The organism is Fodinisporobacter ferrooxydans (genome assembly GCF_022818495.1).
Classification (GTDB): domain Bacteria; phylum Bacillota; class Bacilli; order Tumebacillales; family MYW30-H2; genus Fodinisporobacter; species Fodinisporobacter ferrooxydans.
Window position 1 is genome coordinate 912,933 of the sequence record NZ_CP089291.1, and the last position, 25,787, is coordinate 938,719.

Genomic DNA, 25,787 nt, shown 5'->3' on the forward strand with positions numbered 1-25,787 from the left:
AATTACTCGAATCAGTTAGGTTTCCTTAAACTTAATAAACAAACACACATTGTTTTTTCACTTGAATCAACAATGCCCGCATCACTTTCAGTTACTTCTTTCCATCCCAGATCGGCAATACTATATGCAAAGTGTTGCATTATTTCCAAATTAAAACCATTTATCAATGTTCTTATTGATTCAGGAGTATAAACCCTATACCAAGATGTACCTACACCATTTCCGAAAGGAACCGTCAGTACTAGTTGGCCTCCTGGTTTTAAGAGACGATATATTTCAAGAATTGCGTTCCTATCGCCATCCAGATCACTTTGAGTGCGATCACCATAATGAGAGGCTATTCCAATGTGTTCAATTGTCGATAAAGCAATTACTGAATCAAAACTATTCTCTTGAAGAATATTTGATCGTATATCACCCTTTATTGAATATAAATTCGGATGTTCAAAAGGATATTCCCGAATATCAATACCAACGACCTTTTTACCTAGACTTGCAAGGTATAAAGGTAAATAGCTTTCACAATGTCCGACATCTAAGATTTTGACTGCCGATTTATCTAAATGATGAATTACAAACGGTAATTCCAAAATTCGTTCATTTACAAATGCCACGTTGTACTGATGATTTTTACCTAAATCAAGGTCAAATACTATGGGAGCATTCTCATAACCTACTCTCCAAGTAAAAAATCCTTGCCTTTGATTTAATTGATTAATATGTTGGTAGGGATCTTTTAGCTGTAAAACACTTGTATTTAACGCAGTCAACTCTTCTTGTAAAGACGAAATAGCTGATTTACAATTACCAATTATAGATTCTTCTAAACTTGATAGTTTTTCTTGCAAAGAAGAAATCGCTGGTTCATATTTATCGATTATAGAATCTTCCAAAATTTTGAGTTTTTCTTGTGTATTTTTTAATTCAGAGTTTCTTAAATCATAAACATCTTTTTGGAGACTGTTAATTTCTTTAGATAACTGGTGTCTTAGGTCATTTTGCGTATTTTCTTGAATCTCAAGCCAATTAATAATTGAATGATTAAAAAAATTGATACGGCGTGTTAACGGATCTAATATCCATCGCATAGTCTTCCTTGATAATCGTTTTATGATCCTTTTAAATTTATTTTTAGGTGGGTTTTCACCTAGTGATTGAAAAAGTGAATGCACTTCCCAATTATCATAGGCTTGTTTTTTAATAAATGAGTGATCATCTGATACTGAAACTGATATGTTTTTATTTTCATGAACAGAGATATTATTTTTAGCAAATTCTGTTTCCAGATATTTAACTATTTCATTAAATGACATATGGTCTTGTTCCATTCGTATCCCCACTTTCAACATCCATATTTTTTGTTCAATAATAAATGATCAAAAATTTCACGAGTTTTATTTGCTGTATTCTTCCACGAAAAAGAAGATGCCCTTCTTCTAGCTTTTCCCGAAATTTCATTTCGTAAGTTGCCATCATAAACTAATAAACAAATAGCATTCGAAAGTTCAGATACTGAATAAGGATTAACCAAAAGTCCAGCGTCACCGACAACTTCAGGTAATGACGAAACATTGCTTGTAATAACAGGTAGACCTGAAGCCATTGCTTCCAATACTGGCAACCCAAATCCCTCATATAAAGAAGGATAAATCATCATCAAAGCTTCTTGATAGAAACATGCTAAATCTTCATCTGATATATATTCTAATATATGAATTTTAGTGTTAAGTTTACTTGACTGAACACAGTCAAAGAAGGAATCGTATCCCCAACCTTTTTTTCCAATAATGACGAGATCAGGTAAAAACTCTAATTTCTTATTAACTTCCAAATACGCTTTTATAATTGTTTCTAAATTCTTTCTAGGTTCAATTGTTCCAACATATAATATAAATTGATTCGGAATCAATCCATAAGAATTAATTACATTTTTTGAATTTGCACGTTTCTTGAAATAACTCTCAGAAACACCTAGAGGTAAACTCGATATCCGATCATCATTAACTCCTAGAAAACTTTGAACATCATACATCGTAGAATTCGAGTCGGTAATTACCCAATCCGCATTTTTAACATATAAAGGTAAAGCATATAAGTTATGAAGTACAGTTTTTTTCGGTAAAGTTTTTGGATATATAAAAGAAACCATATCATGTATTGTAAGAACAGTCTTAATTGGCGATAGATGTAACAGCGGTATTGTGTAATTCGGTCCCCAAAAAAGATCGATTTTGTATTTTTCAAGTAAAAATGGCAGACCATACTGCATCCATAATGTGCCTGATCGCGCAGTCCTTATTACTTTTTGTAAGCACTGCAATTCTTTCGGTAAATCAAATTCCTTGTGAGCGAATAAAAAATACTCATGAGGGTTTTCTTGATTCACTAAATTAAGTAATAGTTGGAGAGTATAGTTGCCTATACCTGTCCTATTGCCAGAAAGAGGCCTAGCATCTACACCGATTCTCATACAACACCGCCTATAAAGAACTTGCCATTTTAAACACTAGTATTTACCTTACAAAGATCTTCTAAGTATTGTTCAACTACCTCGTTTGGGTTACCATAATTCATAATTTTCCCATGTTTTAACCAAACAACTAAATCGCACAATTCTTTTATCACATTATGGTCATGTGATACAATTACAATTGTTACGCCAGCATTCTTTAAAAGCTTAATTCGATCTAGACATTTTATTTGAAACGAATAATCACCAACCGCTAAAACCTCATCAATTAATAAAATATCAGGCTCTACACTGATTGCCACTGAAAAAGCTAGACGTGTATACATTCCGGATGAATAACTTCTGACAGGATTGTCAATAAAATCTTCTAATTCTGAAAAACTAATAATTTCGTTGAGTTTTTTATCAATTTCTTTTTTTGAAAGTCCCATAATTGAGGCATTCATATATATATTTTCTCTTCCTGTAAAATCAGGATGAAATCCAGCCCCAAGCTCTAATAAGCTTGATACACGTCCATAAACCTTAATCTCTCCACTGTTTGGATATAAAATACGGCTTATTAGCTTTAGTAATGTACTTTTTCCAGAACCATTTTTACCAATTAAGCCAACAGTTTTTCCTTTAGGTATATCAACACTAACATTGTCTAAGGCAAAGAACTCTTTAAACTTTGTTCTACCTGCATAAACCAAGCGTTCTTTTAAAGTTGAATTTTTTTCTTGATATATCCGAAACTTTTTTGTTACATTTTTTACTTTAATTGCGGTTTCCATTCAAAAATCCTCCATTAAATTTCCTCAGCAAACCATTTTTGTAATTTTTCAAATATTAATATACTTATAATAAGTATAATCACACTTAACAATCCGATCTTAGTTAAGGACGATAATTGAGGAGGAACGCCGTAAAGAAATATATTTTGATATGATTCAATTATTGGCTTAAGTGGATTTAATGCAAACCACATTTTATATTTTTCAGGTATCATTTTATCAACATAAATAATAGGTGTAAAATAAAACCAAACCATCAATAAAATACCCAGTATATGTTCCAGATCGCGAAAATAAACATTCAAAGCTGATATTAAAATAGAAAGACTTACCGTCAAAATTGTTTCTACAAGTAATATTAATAAAAAATAAATTACTATCCACTTTAAAAAAATACCTGATGTATAAAGTGCCGGTATCATAATTAAAAGCGATAATAAGTAATTAATTAACGCAGCTCCTACAGTAGCTAATGGTAAAATAATTCTAGGAAAATATATCTTTTTAACAAGATTACTCTGTCTAATAATTGATCCAGCACTGTTTTGTAATCCAGTTGAAAAATATATCCAAGGAAGTAGCCCTACAAACATAAACATTGAGTAATGTGCGATATTCACACGCATAATAGTTGAAAATATCACTGTATAAACTATCAATGTGAGTAATGGATTAATAAATGTCCATAAAAAACCCAAAAAGGACCCTTTATATCTTGTACGTAAATCTGTAAGAATTAGGCTTCTGAGCATTTGTCGATACTGATATATTTCTTTAAACTTATAAAACATATGAGTTAGAACTCCTCTATTTAGAAAGACGTTGTCTCCAGTCATTCATAATGTCATCAAGCGTTTTCGATAAAGATATTTTTGGAATCCAGCCACAATCCCGTTCAATTTTGGAACAATCTCCTATATAAAAAGGGACATCTATCGGTCTGAATTTTTTCGAATCTTGAATAATCTGTATTTCTTTATTACTTCTTTTAGCAAGCTCTTTGACTATTGTTGAAATTTTAATTCCCTTGCCAACAGAAACATTATAAATTTCTCCGGACTTTCCTTTCTGAGATAATAACCAATACGCACATACAATATCGCGTACATCTGTAAAATCTCTATGCGCCTCTAAATTTCCAACTTTTAGCTTATTCTCTTGTAATTCCAATTCAATCGATACAATTTGTTTAGCAAAATCCGTTGTAACAAATCCTAGAGATTGTCCAGGTCCAATATGATTAAACGGGCGAACATGAATACAGTTCAACCCGCAACTCTGATAATACTGCTTTGACAATAAAGCAACTGATAGTTTACTGATTCCGTATGGATTCATTGGATTACAAACTGAAGTTTCATTAATTGGCATATTCTCTTGCTTTACAAAACCATATTCCTCCGAAGATCCAACCGTTAAAACGATAGCCTCTGGACAAAACTCCTTCACTGCATCTAAAAGATGAATCGTGCCAATTACATTGATTTGAAAAGTATCATCTTTTTGTTCCCAAGATTTGCGGACATTACTTTGTCCGGCAAGATGAAAGATAACGTCTGGCTTTACTTTATTTATCATTTCTCGGACTTGGTTGGTATTTAACAAATCAAGAGTTTCCCAAGACACTTGCATATCTTTATTTGGGGAACTGCTATGTGTCGTTCCCCAAATCATTATATCTTCTTTTGTTAAAAGAAGCTCAATTAAATGTTTACCAACAAATCCAGTAGCACCCGTTACCAAAATTTTTTTCATAATCAAATCCTGCCTAACAGCTTAGGATAATTGCATTGTAGCTACTTCTTGACGTATCCGTTTCAAATCCTCTTCCACCATCATCTGAATCAATTGTTCAAAGCTCACCTTTAACTCCCAACCCAACTTTTCTTTCGCTTTCGAACAATCGCCCAACAATAAATCAACTTCTGCCGGCCTTACAAACTTAGGATCAACAACCACATAATCTTCATAATTCAACCCGACATACCCAAAGGCTACTTCAAGCAACTCGCGTACCGCATGAGTTTCACCTGTAGAGATGACATAATCATCTGGTTGCTCTTGTTGCAACATTAACCACATCGCTTGTACATAGTCTCCTGCAAAACCCCAGTCGCGTTTTGCATCGAGATTCCCCATCCGCAGTTCGTTTTGCAGACCTAACTTGATTCTTGCCACCGCATTGGTTACTTTGCGCGTCACAAATTCCAATCCGCGCCGTGGCGACTCATGGTTGAACAAAATACCGGAGCATGCATACATATCATAACTTTCGCGATAATTGACTGTAATCCAATGGCCGTAAACCTTGGCCACACCATACGGACTTCTTGGATAAAAAGGTGTGGTTTCCCTTTGCGGCGTCTCGACAACTTTGCCAAACATTTCGCTGCTGGATGCTTGATAAAAGCGAGCATCCGATTTAACAAGTCGCACGGCTTCCAGCATATTAGTAACGCCAATGGCAGTTATTTGTCCTGTTAATACTGGTTGTTCCCAGGAAGTCGCCACAAAAGATTGTGCTGCCAGATTATACACTTCATCCGGTTGGACTTTTCTTACAACCTCGATCAATGAACCTAAATCTAACAAATCGCCGTATACAAGCTCAATGTCATTTGCAATATGCTGAATATTCGTCATGATCGGCTCACTGGTGCGTCTTCTAAGTCCGTATACCTTATAGCCTTTTTCTAATAACAGTTCAGCCAAATACGAACCGTCTTGTCCCGTAATACCCGTAATCAGTGCTGTTTTCAAATGAATGCCTCCAATTTCACTTAGTTATTTCATTTATATCATATAGAAAGCTTATATTCGTACAAACCAATACCATTTAATTTCTTCAAGTCTATTGAGAAAGTAGATGTTTCGAGTTATTAAATCATCTATAGATTCACTATCAGATTCGCCATATCGCACGTTATAGCTGTTGCAACAACTGGTACTCATGGGAAATCGATGGATTTGTTGAGACCTGCTGTGTGATAGGATACGCATTTCCACTCGCCATATGCTTCTCCACCATCACATTGAACAGCATTTTCGCAGTCAATACTATGCTTTGATCTTTCGAAGTTGCAATCAATGAGTTGATTAAGTTGCTTGCTTGATTCTTATCCCCCGACATCAAATACCCTTCTGCAGCCCGCAGCTTCATTTGATCTGTAATGCTGAATGGCACTTCAGGCGGCATGGATTTCGGCAAATGATTCACAAAGTCCATCCGTTTCTGCACTTGTTGCCATGCGTCTAATAATTTTTGCTCATCCTGCTTCGCAAGCTTTGGATCTTTCTTCAGGTTTTCTTCGGATTGAAATGCCAAATAGATCATATATTGTTCCGCATATTTCGATCCGAAAATTCCATTTTGATACGCCTTTTCCGAGTTTTGCAACGCCAGGTTTGCTTGGCCGTATTTATAAAGAATTTGGCTTGCTTGCATTAATGTAGAAGGATCATTAGGCGCTAAAGCTGCTGCTTTTTCGGCATATTTTATTGCGTTTTGTCCGTACGTTACTTTTTTAGTCATACCGTATACTTGGTCATTAATTTGTGCCTCAGCGAGTGCGTACTGTGAATTATAACTTGCTAATGAGCTCGCATTATCAACCATCATCAAAGATGTGTTAGGATTGCCTTTTGTCGCATTCAAGAATGAATAGTAGTGGTTTGCCGCAAAAGCAGTTACAGATACCAACAGACAAAGTCCTGTAGCGGCAATTCCAATGCAATAATAGACAACAGTACTTGCACGAAGCGGTTGGGCCCGCAATGCATTCCCTGTCTGTGCTATTTTAATGTTTTGTACCCCTACCACCATCATGCCCCAGAAAAGAAAATTCATCAGGCCATAGGACATATCAAAGTCAATCGCGGAGTGGAGAACCATCGCAACAAGTGAGAACAAAGAAATCAGCGTTATGATTTTCCCATCATGATTTACAACGGATGTTACATTCTCGTTTTGCGATTCAATATTTTCATTGTTTACTACACTAACGTTTGCTGAATGTTTGAGTGATTGAAAGATCGAACGAAAATAAAATACAACGGCTGCTACAAACAGAATCAATCCGACAAAGCCGGTCTCGACAGCCAATTCAATCCAGTAACTATGTTCGTGTTTCGACCAGTATGGGAAGTATTGATACTTTTGGAACAATGCTTGCCATGTGCCAAACCCGTCTCCCAGCACAGGATGCGCCAATGCCATTTTCAAACCGTCTTCGTAATAAATAAAACGCTCTTGCACACTGTGATCCTGGAAATTAATCTCTTTTATCCTTTGCAGGATGGAATTGTGAACGCCGTGTTGAACCAATTTAACGCCTATAAAACCAAGCCCCAAAATCAATACAGCTACCATTGCATATTTTATCATTTTCGGCAAAGAGCCATTCGTTTTCTCCAACCATACTTGAATGGCAAACGAAATCACAACGGCTGCCGCGATCCCCGCGCCAAGGCTTGTCCACCCCAATGCAGGATGTGATGTTAATACCGCCTTCGTTTGCAGCGTCAGCGTCCCGGCGAACATGAGAAACGGCGCTAGATTGGTATACAGGACAACGCCCCGAATCGCTTTCGGAACAAAAATCACTAAAATGACCGCCATGACCGCGAACGTTAACCAAGAACCCCGTGAATACGTAAGCGTCATATTTAACAGCATCACATACGTACCGATGGATACAACAGCTTTCAGCCATTTATTTTTTAATAGCAGCGGGTATAAAAATGCTATGATAAGAAATACTACAGTAAAAGCAGCGTTTGTATTTGCATATTGGAATACGGATGCCAAACGATTATCCGGTTGCATCAACGCACCTGGTGAGTGCAATGTGCCATAGCCATTCGCCAAAGCAAACACTGATGTCCACGTCCCCATTAGAACGATCAACCCAAGGAATACTTTACGCGCCTTTGGGGTTTGCAAAAGCACGGACAGCAAAAAGACTACACCGAATAAAGCAATATACCGTACCACACCTTCTACAGCCAGATCCTTCTGGGCCGGTGCAAACATCATGTCGAGAATATAGATAAGCCCGATTCCTAAAAAATATGGAATAAAGCTTTTCCAGAAATCACTGACTACGATCTCCGTCCGGGAAGTCCAAAGCCATATACCTGCAATCACTGCCACCAGCGAAATTGCAATTGATACGGGCAAAAAGTCGTTATAGAAATACAGTCCATTCCAATACGGAGCGACTACGAATACGCCCGCTACCAAGAGCCAGCAAATGGCTTGCAGCCATGTAGGGATGTGAACAGTCGCAATTTTTGAATGAACACTCGATTTCATTTTGGCATTTGATTTTAAAGCATGATTTGGAGTGTTGCTTCTGATTGAATGTTGCATTCAATTTCCTCCTATATTTCGTATACATGTATTCACAGGGAAAAATCCTTTGACACTATAACTTTTAACACTCATATTAATTGCAAAAACAAAACTTCATTGTTTGTATTTTGGTTAACCAAAATCTACCGTTCGCACTACTAACGCAGTGTTAGATTATTTCACACTTTATCTTTCATGACCTAATCTATTGTAACATTAAATTACGACAAATATCGATGACATTTTTTGTTGAATTTTGTAAAGAATACTTGAACAATGTCGAAAACAATTCCTCACACTATATATCTTCGATACAATCCTCGTATTTTAGAGGGAATCATGATCAAAATCCCACAATCAAATTTCGCAACACATTTTCTAAACATGGTTCCATGGTTCATAGCTCACAACAAATGCCCAATACCAATACCCAAGGAGAGTAAGCGCTCAATAAACCGGTGCATGGTCAGCATACTTTAATCATGAGAAAATACCTCCATAAGAGCAAGAAATGGAGGTATAAAGAAATGGACATTAGCGAAAAACAGGCGATAGTGGCTGAATGCAGAGCTAGCGGGATGACCGCAAAAGCATGGTGCGAAGCAAAGGGCATTGAATATCGCCAATATGTTGTATGGGCAACGAAAGTAAATCGAGAAGAGCATCATGCACCGCAACAATGGGCTAATGTAACAATGAAAAAAGATGAGCACATCCCGGACGAAATCCGGCTGACCTGTGGGAAATGGACGATTTGCGTGGTATCTGGGTTCAATCCCATACTGCTTGCTGACTTACTTCGGGTCGTGGATGAAGTATGCTGAAAGACATCACAAACTATGACGGGATCTACTTGGCCTGCGGAGCTACAGATCTAAGGCTCTCAGTAGACGGCTTGTCCATTATCGTGAAACAGAAATTCGAAATGGATCCATTCGGAAACTACCTTTTCCTGTTCTGTAACAAAAGCCGAAATCGGCTGAAAGGCCTGAGTTGGGATCGCAACGGCTTTGTCCTCTATTATAAGAGACTTGACGGCGCGGGTGCTCGATTCCAGTGGCCCAAAGAGCCGGCTGATGTAAGAACTATAACGATCCGGCAGCTTCGCCTGCTCATGGAAGGCATGTCCATTGACCCTCCCAAAGGTTTCGGAGAAGTCAAAGCCAGGGACTTCTGCTAAGAAAAATACCCCCTCGACATTGCCGACAATCATTTGTTTTCGGAAACTGACTATCAATGTTCAAATGCATCCATCCCTTGATATTACTCGATTTCCGGGCATTTTTATGGTAAAATTGAGCTATGAAAACGATCGATTTGGAGAGTCTTTCTCCCGAGATAACTGAATATATTTTAAAACTCGAAACCCAATTACAAGAACAGACGAAAACGGTCGAAGACCAAAGGATCCGTATCGACCAACTGATGAATATGCTGTCCAACTTTCAAAAAACTCTGTATGGTCAATCCAGCGAAAAAAGTAAGTATGTGTTAGGTGAGGATAGTCAGCAGCTTTCTCTGTTCAACGAAGCGGAGGCCGAGTCCAATCGTCATACTCCCGAGCCCGATAACGTCTCTGTTTCCGGGCATACTCGAAAAGCCAAGCGGACAAAGGAAGAAATCGCTGCAAATCTTCCCGTGGTGGAGATCCTTTGTGAGTTGGAAGAAGAAAAACGGGTCTGTGAGGAATGCAGCGGAAACATGCGGGTGCTTGGCAAAGAAACGGTCCGGGAAGAGTTAGAGATCATCCCGGCCCAGGTAAGGCGGCTTCGCTATGTCCGACAAAGCTATGTCTGCGAAAGCTGCGAGAAAGAAACGGGCGAAGCGACCATCGTAAAGGCACCCACCCCCGCCCCTGTCATAAAACGGAGTCTTGCTTCAGCATCTACGGTGGCTCATGTCATGTATCAGAAATATGTGAATGGCATGCCGCTATACCGACAGGAAAAAGACTGGGCCAATCAGGGGATCATCCTTTCCCGAGCCACTTTAGCCAACTGGGTCATTCGAGCTGCAACGGACTGGCTGGTGCCTTTATGGGAGACCATGAAGTCTTATCTCCTGAATCAGGGGGTGATTCACGCAGATGAAACTGTGATCCAGGTACTCAAAGAGGAAGGGAAGAAACCATCCTCTGATTCGAGAATGTGGGTCTACTGCTCGGGGAATACCGGAGATGCGACAGTGGTGCTGTTTGAATACCAACCTACACGATCCGGCGAGCATGCGAGACGGTTTCTGGAAGGCTTTCATGGGTTTTTACAAACCGATGGCTACAGTGGATATGACAAGGTTCCAGAGGTAACCCGATGTGGGTGCTGGAGCCACTTGCGCAGGAAATATCAGGAGGCCATGCCCAAGGGTGGAACAGTGGAAGGCTCCGCTGCCGCGGTAGGATTTGAATACTGCAACCGATTGTTTGCCATCGAGAGGGATTTGGCACAGCTCTCTCCGGAAAAACGGAAACAACAGCGTCAGGAACGCTCCAAACCCGTTCTTGAGGCGTATTGGTCATGGCTCGAAACCGTAAACCCTCTTAAAGGTTCCAAACTGGCAGAGGCTATTACCTATTCTATTAACCAAAAAACGTCGCTGAATACGTTTCTGGAAGATGGGCGCATTGAATTGTCCAATAATCGAGCCGAGAATGCCATCCGGCCCTTTGTCATCGGAAGAAAGGGATGGTTATTTGCTGATACGAAAAAAGGAGCACAAGCAAGTGCAGTTGTCTATAGCATTGTAGAAACGGCAAAAGCGAATCAACTCAATGTTTATATGTATCTCGTACATATCTTCAGTAAAATGCCAGGGTTAGACTTCAAGAGCAATCCATCGCTTCTAGAAGATTTGATGCCTTGGTCGCAAAATCTGCCAAACTACTGCCGCAACTAACACATTCCATATAATAAGCGAATCACCGGTACAACTACTGTATCGGTTTTTATTTTTCAATGCGCCTTTTTATTGAGCGCTTACCAAGGAGACAGCAAACAGAGAATCCTTTTTGATCCTTCCCGCGGTTATCAAATGCATAAAAACTCCCTTAAGATCAACACTTAAGGGAGGCTGAAAACTGGTATCTTCAATAGGGTACTTTCTTTAAATGTTTCTTAATGGTGTTGTCTTTTATATCTTAATTTATTAAATCTTACTTGTTCAACGCTCTGACGATCATTGTCGCAGCTTCTGCGCGTGTTGCGTTGGCTTGCGGCTTAAATGTGTTGTCAGGATAGCCGGATACTACGTTGTTTTCTACCAGTGTTTCGATAGAAGAAACTGCCCAGCTGGAAATCGATGCTTGGTCTTTATAGATGATTGGATTATTGGTTGCCTGAAGCTTCAAGGCGTTTTCCATCATCACTGCCATTTGTTCCCGCGTGATCGGATTGTCCGGTCCAAATGTCGCAGAATTATAGCCGTTTACGATGCCGTAATAAGCGGCTGTTGCAATTGCATCTTTCGCCCAGTGATTGGCTGTGTCGCTGAAGACCTTGCCGTTTTGCGGCTTCAGATTCAGCGCCTTTACCAATACTTCCGCAAACTCGGCTCTGGTGATGTTTTGATCTGGTTTAAATGTGCCGTCCGGATAGCCGCTGATCGCTCCCAAAGAAACCAATTTGTCGATGTATGGTTGCGCCCAGTTCCCTTTTACATCCGAGAAAGTTTCTTGCGGCTGATTTGGAGCGTTTTTCGCAGTCGCAAGTACGGCGAACTTCGTGAAATGCTGCACTGTACCGCTCACTTTGCCATTTGCGAGATCCGGTGTTACGTTATCCAGTTCCACCCATTGACCGGTCGCATCATTGTACCAGTAGAGACCTACGTTGTATTTGCTGGTATCCACTTTTGACGTATCAAAAGGCAATGTAATGGTCACCGGAGAGCTGAATGTGCCGTCTTTGTCTTTGGTAATGTCAAAAACGTTGCTGACCAGCATACTGTTCGCAGGAACTGTAAAGCCGGATGTATCCGTAATTTGATTTACCGTTACATTTATATCGCTTGCAAAAGCATTTGGCGGAACATGGATCGTTGCACCGTTTAATGTAACAGTTCCACCGTTTGTAGCACTAATGATTGCGGAATTGGATTGGATGCTTCCACCGCCGCCAGATGATGAGGAGGAACTGGAAGTTTTATTAGTATAACTGACGAACTCTGTAAAGTGTTTTGTCCAGATGGCCAAATCGTTGCCGACGGAAATATCTCCTTCTGAATCATAAGCCAAAGCATCGCCTGCTGCCTGGTTATCCGCAGATAAAACGTTTGTAATCGGAGTAAATACGCCGTTGATAATATATCCGGCAGATTTGCCGGCCTGTCCGGGAAGCAGAAGCCGAACAGCATGGTCAAATGTTAATCGGACATTCGGCGAACCCACTTCAACTGCCGCATTCACATTTGCATTACTGACACTGACACCTGTTACTACTGTCGGCAATTCGATCTTTCCATCCCAGCCTGCAGGTGCAGTAATTTTTGTTCCGCTTGGGATGGACAGTTGAATCGATCCAAGGGAAGAAGAGCTAGTGGCTGTAACTTGCGGCAACGTAGCCACCTCTTGGCCGTTGCTTGCAGTGATCAGTTGGCTCAAATCCACTGTAGCAGGTTGACTCAGTCCTGGTTGAACAGTAATCGTCGTTGGTTGATTTGATAGTGTCACGGTTGGGTTATTCGGTGTAATCGTGGTAGTTGTTTCATCACCGCTGCCGCTATCACCGCCGCCAGTAGTCGGCGAATAAATAAATGTAGCCGTTTGCGGCGATGCAACGCCTGTACCGCCTACCGTTACTTGATAGGTTGCCCCTTGAATTGGATTTTTCAAAGGGAATTCAAAACTAAAACTGCCATTCGCATCACTTGTTTTTTGATTGATATAATCTAGCGCTCCAGTGGAATCCATTACTTTTATCGTAATCTGATCAGCCGTTTGCGAGCTGATGATTCCGTCGACTTGCACTTGATTGTTGCTATCAACCGTTACCGGCTGCAAATTGATAGAATTGATGGCAGCAGCAAACGCGGATGTACTCATAACGCTTGCCGCCATCAATGCGATTGAAACAGATGTTAATAGCTTCTTCATTGATCTTCTCCCTTCCTTTAATAGCCCCACGATAGCGAAAGGCCATCGTGGGGAATTCCCATTGCGATATTCGAGTTATGATTAAGGGCTTGGGATTTGTACCACATTTGATAATGGCTGCTGTGTTGTGTTGAAAAGATCTGTGCCATCCCAAACGAACGCTTTCACTGTATAACCCGTAACATCAGAAGGAAGTGTAAATCCTGCATTAAAGTTTTCTGTTGCTCCTGCTGCCACATTTTTTGACAAGAAAGAAACGCTTTGCATCGTTCCCTGACTATCATACAAAGCAACAATGAGTATCGCCTGTTGATCTGTTGTTTGATTATTTGTTACCGTAGAAGTTGCCTCGAGCAATCCGCCTGGTGCAAGACTTGTAACAGCTGCATTGTTTTCTTTAAATGTTGTCGAAACGGTAAAATTGTTTGTTACAACGTTCGTTACATGTACAGTGAATGTGACCGGAACCGTATTGAAACCATCATACACATCTGCGGTTACTGTTGTAGTACCTGCACCAACCGGTGTGATTAGAATGTCATGCATAGAACTTACTGTTACATTTGCAACACCCGGTACATCATACGTAGCATTTGCAACCATCAACATGTCGCCGTCACTGTCTGTCGCCAAAGCAGTCACCGGTACTGTTGCCGAACCGCCGCCAACCGTTAAATATACATCTTGGACTACATTTGGAGTCGGAGCTGGATTCGCTTGAGTTGATGATTGTGTTGTGATTGTGATCGGTGTTAAAGGTCCCACATTTCCTGCAGCATCAAATGCCGCAACGGAGAATGTATATTGGGTATTTGCCGTTAACCCGGTTGCATCATACAGATACACATTATTGGCAACTGTTTGAATTAAATAATTGTCTTGATACACATAATATCCTACAACACCTACGTTATCTGTTGCTGTACCCCAGTCCAACTGAACACTTGTTTGTGTTAAGTTGCTATAAGTAATACCGGATACTGTTGTTGGTGCTTGTGTGTCTGCCATCGGTGGTTGACCGACTTTAAAATAAAATATAGATGTTTGGCTGACGGACGTATCATACGAACTGTCATAGACTTGAGCTGTAACAGTAGTGTCAGCATTAATGACGATAGGAGTCGTATACAACGTTCCTGAGAAAGTGTAAGTGGAACCAGATACAGTAATAGGGGCTGTCCCATCAGTAGTATAGTAGACATCTCCACTTACACCACTCAATGATACACTTGCACCCGATTTTACGTAGATCGTGTCGCCATTATTAAACACATTACCTGTAACCGCGTTGCCGCCGCTATCTTGGGCAGCGTACACATCACTGGCCACCGTTACACTTGCAGTCGGACTCGCAGGCGCACCGGTTGCTGCCAAAGCCGCCATCGACTGCAAAGCCGCAATCGGTACGAGTGCAAATACCATAAGAACCACTAGCATGAAAGACAAAAATTTTCTTTGATTTCTTGCATTGACTGTGTGACCTGACAAATTCCAAACCTCCCTAGAAAAAATGATTTCACCACTCCTTAGCCAAATTAAGATTTTCTCTCCACCCATCCCTTCTCTCTCAATGGATACATTGCTGCCTGTGCCAATTGGCATCCAGCAGCAGTAAAACAAGCAAATATGTAAAAGACCCTTGTTTTACTGCCGCTAGACAAAAAAGTTTTTGGCCAACAGCGGTAAAACAAAAGATCAAATCTTGGCAATCGAGAAGAAAGACTCTAGTATTTCAACATATAAAGCACGTTGTGAATCCGTCGTGTGAAAATCTGATCCTATAAAACTACTTAACTTTTGGAAACGCATAGTTTGCTGCACATAACTCAAGCTGCACGTTGCATAGTTCCATACGAAAATAAATATTCGTGCGCAACTGAACGCCACCGGATTCGAAAATTCGATGGCATCGATCCGTAAGCAATCATTTAACATTCACCATTGATAATCGTGTTGAAACTACGAACAACAAGCAACTTATGTAACTCTAGTAAATTATACTATGCAATTCTAAAATTTACTATATTTTCCGCAATATATTAAGGTATAGTTTTCCATGCATGTAAAATACGCAATTTAAATTTAGGAAACCTGAATCTTACACCACATTTCTATCAGATTTCTATAGTTCTATAGTAATTTATCGAGAAATCTATTTATATAGTAGAGACATTTATATGCACGTACATCTATGATTAAAATGTCACATTATGTTTGCACTCTGGAGCATATGTTTTAAGAATAAATTATGCTATGCTGGAGGATAGATGGAATCTTCCTTTTTGGCAGGTGAAAACGAATGTCCAACGAACGCATGGAAACCATGCTTAGTCAGCTTATTCAGATGGTCGGCAGCATGCGGAAAGAAATGAGCGAAAAATTTGAAGAGGTTCATGCTCGGTTCGAAGATATGGATGCAAGATTCGAAGGTATCGATGCAAGATTTGAAAGTATTGATGCTAAGTTCGAAGGTATCGATAAAAGATTTGAGAGTATCGATGCTAAGTTCGAAGGTATCGATAAAAGACTTGAGAGTATTGATGCTAAATTCAACCAGATTATGGTTGATCAACAGGACATGAAAGAAGACATCTCCTGGATCAAAGACAAGGTCATGGATACAAATGAGACGGTAACGATTCTCGTACAAAAAGTCGGGCTGCACGATATCGCGATTGAGAAGATTAAGCGGAAGTTGATGGATTGAATATGTTCCACCATTTCACCCAGAGTTTCTGGTTTTGGCGTGATTGGCGATAATCGTATTGACCTCTGATTTGACAGGTTCAACCGTTGTTGAGCCGGGTCTAATCTGTAATAGCTTTGATCGCTAATAAATGAAATCGAATAAACTCCAAAATACTATACAAATCTTGATGTTGAGAATTAGGCAGTCGATCTTTTCCATGCAAAATCAAGTGTTTGGCTGGATGTACATGATAAGGCTCTGTGGCTGTTTGATAAGCGGGGTTTAGATGTACTTCCGAATGAAATTTAAGAATTTCTTTTTCATTCTTTGCAACCCAATCGTAATAGTAAAAATCGATGTAAAAGCCATTATTTCGTGCTAATAAACGCTCTGTAATATACAATTTGGAATCGTCCATAAATCTGATTGTTTTTCTCTGAAATGATATCGAACTTTTTTGTCCAGTACCATCACCATCTTTGATGTTGTAAATGATATCTCCAAACTCTTTCAGTAAAAAAGTGAAATTAGACGGTGGTAAACTCATCGGGATCCTCCCTGGCAACTTTACGCAATAAATATCTCCATTCTTGTGCATCTCGTGCTTCTTCTGTTGAAAGATCAGACTTTACTCCAAGAGTTTTATAATACTCCCCACCATATTTTGTTTCAAAAAACAAAATGGAATCTACCAACTCTTTGTATGCTTCCATTGGTGTTGCTTCACGGATTACATGTTTCTTTTTTTCTTCTTCGTACATGGCAACTACATCTTTGATGGTCATACGTTCGCCCCTCGAAGATGTATAGATAGCATGTTCCGATATTCGTACTTGTTTAAAACGGCCCGATTTTTCCACAGGTTGTATTCTGCCTTGATTAATCCAATTGTTAATCGTTTGAACAGATACTCCAAAAAAGGTTGCCAAATCCCCTGTGGTATACACTTTTGCATACTCTAATTCATTCGTTGCCACATCCACTACATGAACCAACATTTGTTCCAACGCTTGTTTCATAGCACGGCGAACTTCTTCCGTATTTTCACACTCCAAGATATTGATATTATGTAGATTTGCTGTTGTAAAAACGTCGGATTTTGGGGAAGTTTTTGCAACGTAGTTGGCAAATGCCATAAAAAAATACCGCGCCTTATCCATATCTGTTTTATCATTTAGAATCATTGCTGAAATCTTTTTTGCCTCTTCAATTGCTAGTTGTTTTTGTTGCAAATTCAACATAAAAAACACCTCTCATACCCCCATTATAACACAATATAGAAAAACATCAATCAAAGTTAAACTAAAGTTAAAATGAACTTCAATCGATATAGTATATTGCAAAAAGATTGTATATTATTCCCACAGTGTGGATATGGAGGATGAGGCTGAAAAGTATGAAAAGAAAGCAGAATGTATGAGTCTTATGCTGGAGGAGTGGAAGAGGAGTGATTGGTGCTGTAGGCAGCAAAAAAATCAGGAAGATAACAACACCAACTTTCATCATCAAATCTTCTTGCTTGTTCGGAGCAATACTTTTTCCCGCAACAACAGAGGTGCAAACCGGTTGCGGACGATTTGCAGCATGGCTTCGTTATGGCTTTCCACGAGCACCGTCCCAAACGGTATCTTCTGCGCCAACCGGGAACTTCGAACCATCTCGATGCCAAGCGCCAAACCGCGACCCACGCCCTGATGTTTTTGTTTCACAAACAGTGTTTTGTATAACAGCATGTTTGCGGCCAACCGCTGCATGATCAGCCATCCGATGACTTCTCCCCGGTATCGCAAGCCGACACTGTATTCCGGATCCACATATTTTTCTTCGATAAAAGGGGAGAATGCAGCAGGGTACCAAACATCCTGGCCGCTCTGGATTTCGATCCGATCTTCTTGAGACAACTCCCGCCACGGAAAAACGGAAAATGGCTGAGACAGCTTCGACGCTTGAAACCAACGCAATTCACCAATGCGGCGAATATCTCCGATGAACACATAAAGTACAGCTTCGGCAGGCGGAAATCCGTTGCGCTGTAAAAAGCGGCTGGACGATTCCACATTTTCTTTTTCTGTCACATATTCCGCGTTCAGTTGTTGGCACCCTTGTACTTTGCGATCGTTTTGCAATTCTGCCAGCAAACGTCTTCCGACTCCGCGTCCACGATGGGATGGAGCAACGAAAAGGGAAAGCAGCTTGGCTGCGGGTACCGGGTGATCGGGTTGAAGTTCCGCCAATGCCAAGCCGACGGGACGGGAATCTTCCGCTGCTCCCCATGCCAAAGTATCCTGCGCCATTTGCAGGAGCACAGGATGTTTGGACTGCTGAGGCAGCATACTTACAAACTCGGCAGCCTTGGAACGGTTCAAGGGAAAATATTCGATCACGCTGGTTCTTCCTCTCATTCCTAACGATCAGGAGGTAGTTCATATATGCAATAATTCTGCAAATGAAGCAACTGCAAATGAGCAAATGATCACACAAGCAATTTATACACTTGGGCAATTTCTAGACAAGAGATATTTCTAAACATGATACATTTTTACACACGGGTTCTTTCTACACATGAGATATTGCCATATAAGAGCGTTCTCGCATAAGATCAAGCCTGCTTAGCCAATCGCCGCATCCATATGGTCGATACCCGGATTTTCCAATACGCGATATTGATCTGCAATTGGGTCATATTCCAGAGCCAATGCCTGGTTGTCGTTCGTGACGCCCATAACTAATTGAGGCCACCAGATAGGCTTAGGCGGCAAATTGCTGTTATTGGAGGAATGCCCCATCACATTTACGGTCAATTCGCCCGTAATCCCGAGCTTGTCAATGGCAGCCTTTATCGCTATCGGACCTTCCAGCACAATATTGACGGGGACCGTCCCCACGCCTTTTTCAAATCGGGTTTGTGCCGTATACGTATAGTGTTGATTGAGGATCGTCACCGTCACATCATATACACCATAAACATCCGTATCCACTTTTCCGTCCTTGTATACGGTGATCGCATACGTGCCGCCGACATTCTGCTCCGGGTAACCCGGCGGCGTCAACACAAGTGTTGTCTTTCCTGAATCATGCGTTTGTGCGCCTGCAGATGGATTCGTTGTCTGTGCATTCGCAGCATACGGCAAGGAAAACGATAGAGCTAACGACAAGTACAATCCTTTTTTCAAATTTCCCATTGACCTTACCTCCCCCAATTCCATGAATATTTTGCAAGTTAAAAAAATATGCATAAAAAAACAGCTATCCTTTTACAGATAACTGGCCGGTTGCACTACTTTCTCCAAACTACCCAAGTGCCCAATATAAGGATAGTTTTTCATCGCATTCCATTATTTTTATTTTATAGTATTTCTTGCAAAATATATAGTATTTTTTTATAAAAATTACTAATTGATGGGGTTTCGACTTCATCAACCCGGTATAGCGGTTTGGCAAATATCATGTGAAAACAGCGCGTGTTTATGTTATCGTATAAGCAACAACACATTGAGACATAACGGAAAGGATGTTAGGGTATGTCTATACGTATTGACCGATATAAACATTTTTCCGCTATGACTAAATCAGGGAGGAGGTTTATAGACCATGATTGACAAAAACGAATTGCATATGTGGGTTGACAAACTAACAACTGATGATCAAAAAACTGTCTTTGATTTTGTGCAATATCTAGTTGAGCGTCGTGATCGTAATGAAGTGGAAAAATTTTACGGAAATATCCCGGAAGTAGACGAACCTTATAGTGAGGAAGAATTGCGTCAAATGAAAGAGAATACTGGCTGGGTGGATTGGGAGGTATTAGAGCGTGACTTATCGAAAAGTAGTTTACATAAAGTCAATCGATTCTCGCGGCGGAATCTACAAATAAATTTTTCCCGATTTTTAAAGGCTTATCCCCTTTTACTCCGTCATTCACATCGTATCGCATACCATAATTAAGACATTCAAAACATCGTTGTAAATAGAGCATAGAGCATTTACTACTTCATGGATCGTTAGGAAACTTGAATCTTGTGCCCGTCAAAGCAGCTTGGATAGGCGCAATAAAATTAAAAATCGGTTTTCCTTTACGAAAGGAAAACCGACTTTTCCAGAGCGAATTCCGGGATAAATTGTGATTTCGTTCGATATTCGTTTTTTGCTGACGGTACGCTTTAAAAAAGTTTAAATCCCTACATCGACACAGACCCGCCGCTTTGCATCCGCATCTGCTTCTTCAATGCTTTTTTCTGCCTGCGCTTCTCGATCCGATTGTCAAACATCGTATACACGACAGGCACCAACACCAGTGTAATCATCGTCGAGAAAATCAAGCCGAATGCCACGACAGTCGCCATTGGCGCTTGCTGCTCGGCGCCTTGTCCGAAGCCGATGACAAGCGGCAGCATGGCAAGGACGGTCGTCGCCGTCGTCATCAAGATCGGTCGCAGACGGATTTGTCCGGCCTGTATCAGGGCTTCCTGGAGCGTGTATCCGCGCTTTCGCAATTGGTTCGTATAGTCCACCAATACGATGGCGTTGTTGACGACGATACCGATCAGCATGATCATGCCGGTGATCGAGTTGATATTGATCGTCCGGTGTGTCACCAGGAGTCCAAAGAAGGCTCCGATAATTGTCGGCGGCAGCGAGAACATGATGATAAACGGTCCATATAGCGATTCGAATTGGCCCGCCATCACCATGTATACCAGAATCGGCGATGCCAACAGCACGAGTCCGAGACTCATAAATGACTTGCTCATATCGCTTTGCTGGCCGCCCATGGAGATTTGATATCCTTCCGGCAGCCGGATTTGCGCAAGCCGTTGGTTGATTTCTTGTGTCACGGTTCCCGTCGGTGCGTTGAACGTAAACGCAGTAATCGTGGCGAGACGCTGTTGGTTTTGGCGTTTGATCTGTGCCGGACTATATCCCGGCTGGATTTTCGCCACTTCCAATAACGGAATTTGAATGCCGCTTGCACTGGTGACGACCATGGAATTCAGGTTTTCTAATTTCTGTGAATATTGTTCCGGATATTTCACGACCACATCGATTTGCGAATCTCCCGTCTTGTAGTGTGTTGCAACTGTTCCCTGGAACATGGTATTCAATGCAGACTGGATCTCTTTCACCGAAATGCCATAGTGCGCCGCTGCCGTGCGGTCGATCGTCAAATCAAACTCCGGCACTGTTTTGTCCAGGGTATTTTGCACATTGCGCGTTCCGGGCACTTGGCGGACTTGATCTGCCACCAGGGTGCCAAGTTTCTCCAATACCCGCAAATCCGGTCCCATCACGTTGACCTGAACTGGCGCGCCGTTGCCGCCCATGCCGCTCTGTTGCGCACTTACGGTGATTTGTGCGCCGGGAATCCCCCTGACCATGCCGCGCACCTGCTCGACGACTTGATCGGTGCTGCGTTTTCGTTGGCTCAGATCTTTCAATTTTACGCCGATCTGTGCCGTATTCGTCGCGGCATGCTGGATAAATCCGCCGCCCAGACTGCCGACTGTGGAATACATCGTATCCACTTCCGGGATTTTCTGAATTTCCGCTTCGATGCGCGTTGCAAGCTTGTTCGTCGTTGCAAAGTCCGTGCCTTGGGCCAACTGGATATTGACATTGAAGACACCTTGGTCGGAGCTTGGCATCAATTCAAATCCGATAAGCGGCGCGATGGCCAAACTTGCCACCAGAAGTCCGGCTGTAGCCGCCACGACTTTTTTCCGATTGCCAAGAGCCCATTTGAGAACTTTGACATAAAAAGAAGTCAATGCGCGAATCCAACGGCCAAAATGGATGGCCGGATTTTTCGTCGGTCCCTCCGGCAGTTCTTCGGTAAATGGCTTTGTCAGAATCTTGGCAGCCAGCATCGGCACAAGTGTAATCGATGCAAAAAGGGCTGCAATGTGCGAGAAGCTGACAGTCAAGGCCATCGGCAGGAAGATTTCTGCAGCCAGGCCGCTGGCAAAAGCGATCGGCAAGAACACGGCGATTTGCGCCAATGCGGATGCAAAGACAGCTGTGCCCACTTCTGCCGCGCCTGCTTTTGCCGCTTCCTCGGGCATCAGGCCTTCCTGACGTTTGCGGAAGATGCTTTCCAATACGACAACCGCAAAGTCGACCAAGGATCCAAGGCCCAATGCCAAACCGCCAAGTGTGATCGTATTGATCGACTGGTTGGAGAAATACATCATGCTGAATGTACTGATGACCGCAATCGGAATGACCACGCCAATGACAAGCGTCGCCCGGATGCTGCGCAAAAACAGCGCCAAAATCAGGATGGAGAATACGCCGCCAAGCAGTGTGTGATTCACAACGGTATTGATGGAATCCCGGATGTATTTTGCCTGATCGTTTAAAACGGTCAGATGTACGCCCTGCGGCAGTTTCTTCTGAATGGCCGGCAATTCTTTCAACACATTGTCGGACGCTGTGACCGTATTGCTGTCAGACTGTTTGGTCAAGGAAAGGCTTACGCTTTCCTGCCCGTTGACCCTGGATTCCAGCGTGACATCCTGATATGTGTCGACAATCTTCGCCAACTGTCCGAGCGGAACGGTTTGGCCGTTTTTCAAAGGCACCTGCACATCCTGAATCTCCGCAACGGATCGAAAATCTCCATTCAAATGCAGGGGAATCAACTGCGAGCCTTTTTGCACAAGTCCGGCATCCAAGGAATTGTTGTCGTTGCCGAGGGCTTGGACGATGGAATTGATGGATACATCATACTGTGTCAGCTTGTTGGGATCGACCAGTACCTGCACCTGCCGCACGCGTCCACCTGACGTGTTGACAGATGCAATGCCGTTGACGCGCTGCAGTGCGGGACTTACCGTATTGTCGGCAATATTGCGCAGTGTGACCGGGTCCGTGTTCCCATATAGCGCCAATGTTTGAATCGGCTGGCTATTGGGGTCGATCCGCAGTACCAATGGCGCATCCGCACCTGTCGGAAGTCCGTTGCGGATGCGATCCAATTTGTCCCGCATATTCAATGTCGCCTGATCCAGATTGATGCCGTAATTGAAGTGGACGATGACGAGGCTCGCCCCTGAACTCGACGTGGAATCCACCTCATTGACGCCCGATATGGTAGCCATGGCCGCTTCAATCGGTTTGCTGACTTGCGATTCCACTTCCCCAGGTGAGGCGCCCGTCCAGGATGTGGTGACAACAGCCACCGGCACATCGATTTTCGGATACAAATCGACCGGCAATAGCGGAATCGCGATGACGCCCACGATGATGAGCGCAATCATGATCATGGAAATCGTAACAGGCCGATGGACGGAGAAATTCGCTATTTTCATTTGTTTCCTCCTGCGGTGTTGCTTTTACCGGAAGAACCATTTGCCCCAGGCTTTACAATATCCACAGGCGCACCGTCTGACAGGAGCTCTTCCCCTTTGACGACAACCTGATCGCCCACATGCAGGCCGCTTTTAATCTCATACTCTGTGCTGGTCATTTCGCCGATCTGGACGAGGACTTTCTTCGCCTTGCCGTGATCAATGATAAATGCCGCATTGCCGTTGGCCTCGCTCAAGATCGCATCTGCAGGCACCATGATCGCTTGGCGGCCTTCGCTTTTCAGGGATGCTTCGACAAACATGCCAGGCAGCAATTGCTGCTTCGGATCATTCACCTGAATATCCACGCCGTAGGATTTGGTTACAGAATCCATCATCGGATGAATATGTAGTACTTTTCCCTGCATGGACTGATTCAACGTTGGAATGTTCACAAGCATATCTGTGCCGATTTTCACTTTGCCAATCGTCGCTTCCGGCACATTGACTGTCGCAATCGTCGGAGATGTAGACGCGATGGAAACGACAGAGCCTGTCCCGCCCGCCATTTGCCCCACCGGTGCATTGATCGCTGTCACTACGCCATCTACCGGCGACTTTAATACGCCGTCCTGCAACTGCTCGTTGATGACATTGACATTGGTTTCTGCCGCTTGCAATTGGGCTTGTGCCACGGCAACCCCATCGCCGGACTGTGCGGCTGCGACCGATTGATTCGCTTGATCCAATTGTGCCTTTGCCACGGCAATCCCCGATGTGGAATTCTGCGCGACTTGCAGGTTTTGATTCGCTTGTGCCAACTGCTGTTGGCTCAATTTCACACTGGAGGCATCCCCTTGCAACTGTGTCAGTTTCACAACCGATTGATTGTAGTTGGCCAATGCCACATCGACATCTTTGGAGTTTTGTGCATTTTGCAGCGCGACTTGTGCTGCCTGTAAAGGCGCTTGCAGGGAGGAGTCGGTGACGGTGTTTTGCGCTTCCGCCTGGCTTAATTGCAACTGTGCTTGCAGGTATTTGGTATATGCCGCATCAATATTCGCCTGATATTGGGCATACGTCCCTTGTGTGACACCGACGCTAAACTGCTGCAGCGCATCGTTATATGCGGTCTTCGCTTGATCGGCCGCCAACTGCAATTGCTTGATATTGTTATCTGTTCCTTGCTTGGAATTATCATAACTCGATTGTGCGGAACCGACCGATGCATTCGCACTTGCCAAGGCTGCAGCATGATTGGCTTTGGCTTGTTCTACAGCCGCCTGGGCGACAGCTACCGCTTGCTGTGCCTGTGCGATGCTGTTGGCTTGATCCGTTTGCGCCTTGTCGAACTGGATCTTTGCCGTATCGACTGACTGCTGTGCGGAAATGATGCTGTTGGCGTGATCCAATTGCGCTTTTGCCAACTGGGCCTGGTCCGCTTCAACGGAAGATTTTGCATTGGCTAAGGAATTTTGTTGATTGTTTTGTGCTTGATTGACCTGTGCCTGATCCACGGCAACGGTGCTTTGGCTTTGCTGCAACTGTTGCTGCAATTGGCTAGTATCAATGGTCGCCAAGGACTGTCCCGCTGTTACATGATCGCCGACATGCACCATGACATTTGTTACTTTGCCGTTCAATTTGGAAGCTACGTTCGTCAACGTCTCCGGCGTGATCTGGCCGGAAAAGACCTGCCCGCCGCCGATATCGGACATTTTCACCATTTGTGTTTCCACCGGCAATTTTTTGTCCAGAAATGCGTTCGATGACGCCGCCTTGCCGCAACCTGCCAAAGCGGTGCCGGCAAGCAGCGATACGGATGCGAGTACAATCATGGATGTTACTCTTTTATTCTTCAAAACTGTCACCTGCTCTTCTCTTTCAATTGTTGGTTTGATTGATTGTACAAGCAAAAAACAACCATTCTATATCAAATAGATGGAAGTGAGGGGATATTGGGTTCAAGATACTGGTACATTTTCGTATACTTCTAAATCCGTGACGTCTTCTAAAACACATGAAAAGTCACCAGGTGCAGGGGGCGGCACGAGTACTCATACCACCCCTAAGTCACTTTACGTGTTTTTCATCTTAAACCTTCGCAGATTCAAGGCTCTATATCCT

20 protein-coding genes and 1 riboswitch are annotated in these 25,787 nt (G+C 42.5%); of the genes, 5 read left to right on the forward strand and 15 right to left on the reverse strand.

Annotated features, from left to right (window positions below; genetic code table 11):
- Window positions 1-11 precede the first annotated feature (11 nt).
- From LSG31_RS04320 to LSG31_RS04350, 7 genes are all read right to left on the reverse strand, one after another.
- Window positions 12-1,328: a class I SAM-dependent methyltransferase gene (locus LSG31_RS04320; RefSeq protein WP_347438173.1), complete on the reverse strand. Its 1,317-nt coding sequence runs from the start codon at window positions 1,326-1,328 to the stop codon at window positions 12-14.
- A 14-nt stretch (window positions 1,329-1,342) separates the two neighbouring features.
- On the reverse strand, window positions 1,343-2,470 hold the full coding sequence (locus LSG31_RS04325) for a glycosyltransferase family 4 protein (RefSeq protein WP_347438174.1): 1,128 nt from the start codon (window positions 2,468-2,470) through the stop codon (window positions 1,343-1,345).
- 29 nt (window positions 2,471-2,499) lie between these two features.
- Window positions 2,500-3,246, reverse strand: coding sequence for an ABC transporter ATP-binding protein (locus tag LSG31_RS04330; protein ID WP_347438175.1), 747 nt, complete (start codon window positions 3,244-3,246; stop codon window positions 2,500-2,502).
- A gap of 14 nt (window positions 3,247-3,260) precedes the next feature.
- A complete protein-coding gene (locus LSG31_RS04335; RefSeq protein WP_347438176.1) occupies window positions 3,261-4,037 on the reverse strand; it encodes an ABC transporter permease in 777 nt (258 codons plus the stop codon).
- Window positions 4,038-4,053: 16 nt separating this feature from the next.
- Entirely contained in the window at window positions 4,054-5,001 is a 948-nt protein-coding gene (locus tag LSG31_RS04340) for a GDP-mannose 4,6-dehydratase (RefSeq protein WP_347438177.1), read from the reverse strand.
- 21 nt (window positions 5,002-5,022) lie between these two features.
- Window positions 5,023-6,006, reverse strand: coding sequence for a GDP-mannose 4,6-dehydratase (gene gmd / locus LSG31_RS04345; protein WP_347438178.1), 984 nt, complete (start codon window positions 6,004-6,006; stop codon window positions 5,023-5,025).
- A 163-nt stretch (window positions 6,007-6,169) separates the two neighbouring features.
- On the reverse strand, window positions 6,170-8,617 hold the full coding sequence (locus tag LSG31_RS04350; RefSeq protein WP_347438179.1) for an O-antigen ligase family protein: 2,448 nt from the start codon (window positions 8,615-8,617) through the stop codon (window positions 6,170-6,172).
- Between the two features lie 509 nt (window positions 8,618-9,126).
- On the opposite strand from LSG31_RS04350, the gene tnpA reads away from it, so the two are divergent.
- From tnpA to tnpC, 3 genes are all read left to right on the forward strand, one after another.
- Complete coding sequence (gene tnpA / locus LSG31_RS04355; protein WP_347438180.1) at window positions 9,127-9,423, forward strand: IS66 family insertion sequence element accessory protein TnpA; 297 nt, start codon at window positions 9,127-9,129, stop codon at window positions 9,421-9,423.
- Entirely contained in the window at window positions 9,417-9,779 is a 363-nt protein-coding gene (gene tnpB / locus LSG31_RS23270; RefSeq protein ID WP_430734240.1) for an IS66 family insertion sequence element accessory protein TnpB, read from the forward strand. Before tnpA ends, tnpB begins: the two co-directional genes overlap by 7 nt.
- A 122-nt stretch (window positions 9,780-9,901) precedes the next feature.
- The gene (gene tnpC, locus LSG31_RS04365) at window positions 9,902-11,491 is read left to right on the forward strand and encodes an IS66 family transposase (RefSeq protein ID WP_430734241.1); all 1,590 of its coding nucleotides are present in this window, start codon (window positions 9,902-9,904) and stop codon (window positions 11,489-11,491) included.
- 256 nt (window positions 11,492-11,747) lie between these two features.
- Here tnpC and LSG31_RS04370 read toward each other — a convergent pair whose 3' ends face one another.
- Window positions 11,748-13,685 (reverse strand): S-layer homology domain-containing protein, encoded by a 1,938-nt coding sequence (locus tag LSG31_RS04370; protein ID WP_347438182.1) that lies wholly within the window; start codon window positions 13,683-13,685, stop codon window positions 11,748-11,750.
- An 81-nt stretch (window positions 13,686-13,766) separates the two neighbouring features.
- Window positions 13,767-15,173: a fibronectin type III domain-containing protein gene (locus LSG31_RS04375; RefSeq protein ID WP_347438183.1), complete on the reverse strand. Its 1,407-nt coding sequence runs from the start codon at window positions 15,171-15,173 to the stop codon at window positions 13,767-13,769.
- Window positions 15,174-15,984: 811 nt separating this feature from the next.
- On the opposite strand from LSG31_RS04375, the gene LSG31_RS04380 reads away from it, so the two are divergent.
- On the forward strand, window positions 15,985-16,392 hold the full coding sequence (locus LSG31_RS04380) for a DNA recombination RmuC family protein (protein ID WP_347438184.1): 408 nt from the start codon (window positions 15,985-15,987) through the stop codon (window positions 16,390-16,392).
- Between the two features lie 100 nt (window positions 16,393-16,492).
- Here LSG31_RS04380 and LSG31_RS04385 read toward each other — a convergent pair whose 3' ends face one another.
- The 4 genes from LSG31_RS04385 to LSG31_RS04400 form a co-directional block, all read right to left on the reverse strand.
- Window positions 16,493-16,921 carry a toxin-antitoxin system TumE family protein gene (locus tag LSG31_RS04385; protein ID WP_347438185.1) on the reverse strand — a complete coding sequence of 143 codons (429 nt, stop codon included), beginning with the start codon at window positions 16,919-16,921 and terminating at the stop codon, window positions 16,493-16,495.
- Window positions 16,902-17,615 (reverse strand): helix-turn-helix domain-containing protein, encoded by a 714-nt coding sequence (locus LSG31_RS04390; protein WP_347438186.1) that lies wholly within the window; start codon window positions 17,613-17,615, stop codon window positions 16,902-16,904. Before LSG31_RS04390 ends, LSG31_RS04385 begins: the two co-directional genes overlap by 20 nt.
- Window positions 17,616-17,879: 264 nt before the next feature.
- The gene (locus LSG31_RS04395) at window positions 17,880-18,758 is read right to left on the reverse strand and encodes a GNAT family N-acetyltransferase (RefSeq protein WP_347438187.1); all 879 of its coding nucleotides are present in this window, start codon (window positions 18,756-18,758) and stop codon (window positions 17,880-17,882) included.
- Window positions 18,759-18,983: 225 nt separating this feature from the next.
- Window positions 18,984-19,556 (reverse strand): hypothetical protein, encoded by a 573-nt coding sequence (locus LSG31_RS04400; RefSeq protein ID WP_347438188.1) that lies wholly within the window; start codon window positions 19,554-19,556, stop codon window positions 18,984-18,986.
- A 75-nt stretch (window positions 19,557-19,631) separates the two neighbouring features.
- Window positions 19,632-19,716: riboswitch (cyclic di-GMP riboswitch) on the reverse strand.
- A 249-nt stretch (window positions 19,717-19,965) separates the two neighbouring features.
- On the opposite strand from LSG31_RS04400, the gene LSG31_RS04405 reads away from it, so the two are divergent.
- Window positions 19,966-20,319, forward strand: a complete 354-nt coding sequence (locus tag LSG31_RS04405) for a hypothetical protein (protein WP_347438189.1) — start codon at window positions 19,966-19,968, stop codon at window positions 20,317-20,319.
- 233 nt (window positions 20,320-20,552) lie between these two features.
- Here LSG31_RS04405 and LSG31_RS04410 read toward each other — a convergent pair whose 3' ends face one another.
- Window positions 20,553-23,681, reverse strand: a complete 3,129-nt coding sequence (locus LSG31_RS04410) for an efflux RND transporter permease subunit (RefSeq protein ID WP_347438190.1) — start codon at window positions 23,679-23,681, stop codon at window positions 20,553-20,555.
- Complete coding sequence (locus LSG31_RS04415) at window positions 23,678-25,522, reverse strand: efflux RND transporter periplasmic adaptor subunit (protein ID WP_347438191.1); 1,845 nt, start codon at window positions 25,520-25,522, stop codon at window positions 23,678-23,680. The genes LSG31_RS04410 and LSG31_RS04415 overlap by 4 nt, the downstream gene beginning before the upstream one ends.
- Window positions 25,523-25,787: the final 265 nt, after the last annotated feature.

Bases quoted from the DNA above. Each gene is read 5' to 3' on its own strand.
- LSG31_RS04330 (WP_347438175.1), bottom strand. From the start codon at position 3,246: ATGGAAACCGCAATTAAAGTAAAAAATGTAACAAAAAAGTTTCGGATA.
- LSG31_RS04390 (WP_347438186.1), bottom strand. From the start codon at position 17,615: ATGTTGAATTTGCAACAAAAACAACTAGCAATTGAAGAGGCAAAAAAG.
- LSG31_RS04385 (WP_347438185.1), bottom strand. From the start codon at position 16,921: ATGAGTTTACCACCGTCTAATTTCACTTTTTTACTGAAAGAGTTTGGA.
- LSG31_RS04320 (WP_347438173.1), bottom strand. From the start codon at position 1,328: ATGGAACAAGACCATATGTCATTTAATGAAATAGTTAAATATCTGGAA.
- LSG31_RS04370 (WP_347438182.1), bottom strand. From the start codon at position 13,685: ATGAAGAAGCTATTAACATCTGTTTCAATCGCATTGATGGCGGCAAGC.
- LSG31_RS04405 (WP_347438189.1), top strand. From the start codon at position 19,966: ATGATTGACAAAAACGAATTGCATATGTGGGTTGACAAACTAACAACT.
- LSG31_RS04350 (WP_347438179.1), bottom strand. From the start codon at position 8,617: ATGCAACATTCAATCAGAAGCAACACTCCAAATCATGCTTTAAAATCA.
- tnpA (WP_347438180.1), top strand. From the start codon at position 9,127: ATGGACATTAGCGAAAAACAGGCGATAGTGGCTGAATGCAGAGCTAGC.
- tnpB (WP_430734240.1), top strand. From the start codon at position 9,417: ATGCTGAAAGACATCACAAACTATGACGGGATCTACTTGGCCTGCGGA.
- LSG31_RS04410 (WP_347438190.1), bottom strand. From the start codon at position 23,681: ATGAAAATAGCGAATTTCTCCGTCCATCGGCCTGTTACGATTTCCATG.
- LSG31_RS04400 (WP_347438188.1), bottom strand. From the start codon at position 19,556: ATGGGAAATTTGAAAAAAGGATTGTACTTGTCGTTAGCTCTATCGTTT.
- LSG31_RS04340 (WP_347438177.1), bottom strand. From the start codon at position 5,001: ATGAAAAAAATTTTGGTAACGGGTGCTACTGGATTTGTTGGTAAACAT.
- LSG31_RS04335 (WP_347438176.1), bottom strand. From the start codon at position 4,037: ATGTTTTATAAGTTTAAAGAAATATATCAGTATCGACAAATGCTCAGA.
- LSG31_RS04380 (WP_347438184.1), top strand. From the start codon at position 15,985: ATGTCCAACGAACGCATGGAAACCATGCTTAGTCAGCTTATTCAGATG.
- tnpC (WP_430734241.1), top strand. From the start codon at position 9,902: ATGAAAACGATCGATTTGGAGAGTCTTTCTCCCGAGATAACTGAATAT.
- LSG31_RS04325 (WP_347438174.1), bottom strand. From the start codon at position 2,470: ATGAGAATCGGTGTAGATGCTAGGCCTCTTTCTGGCAATAGGACAGGT.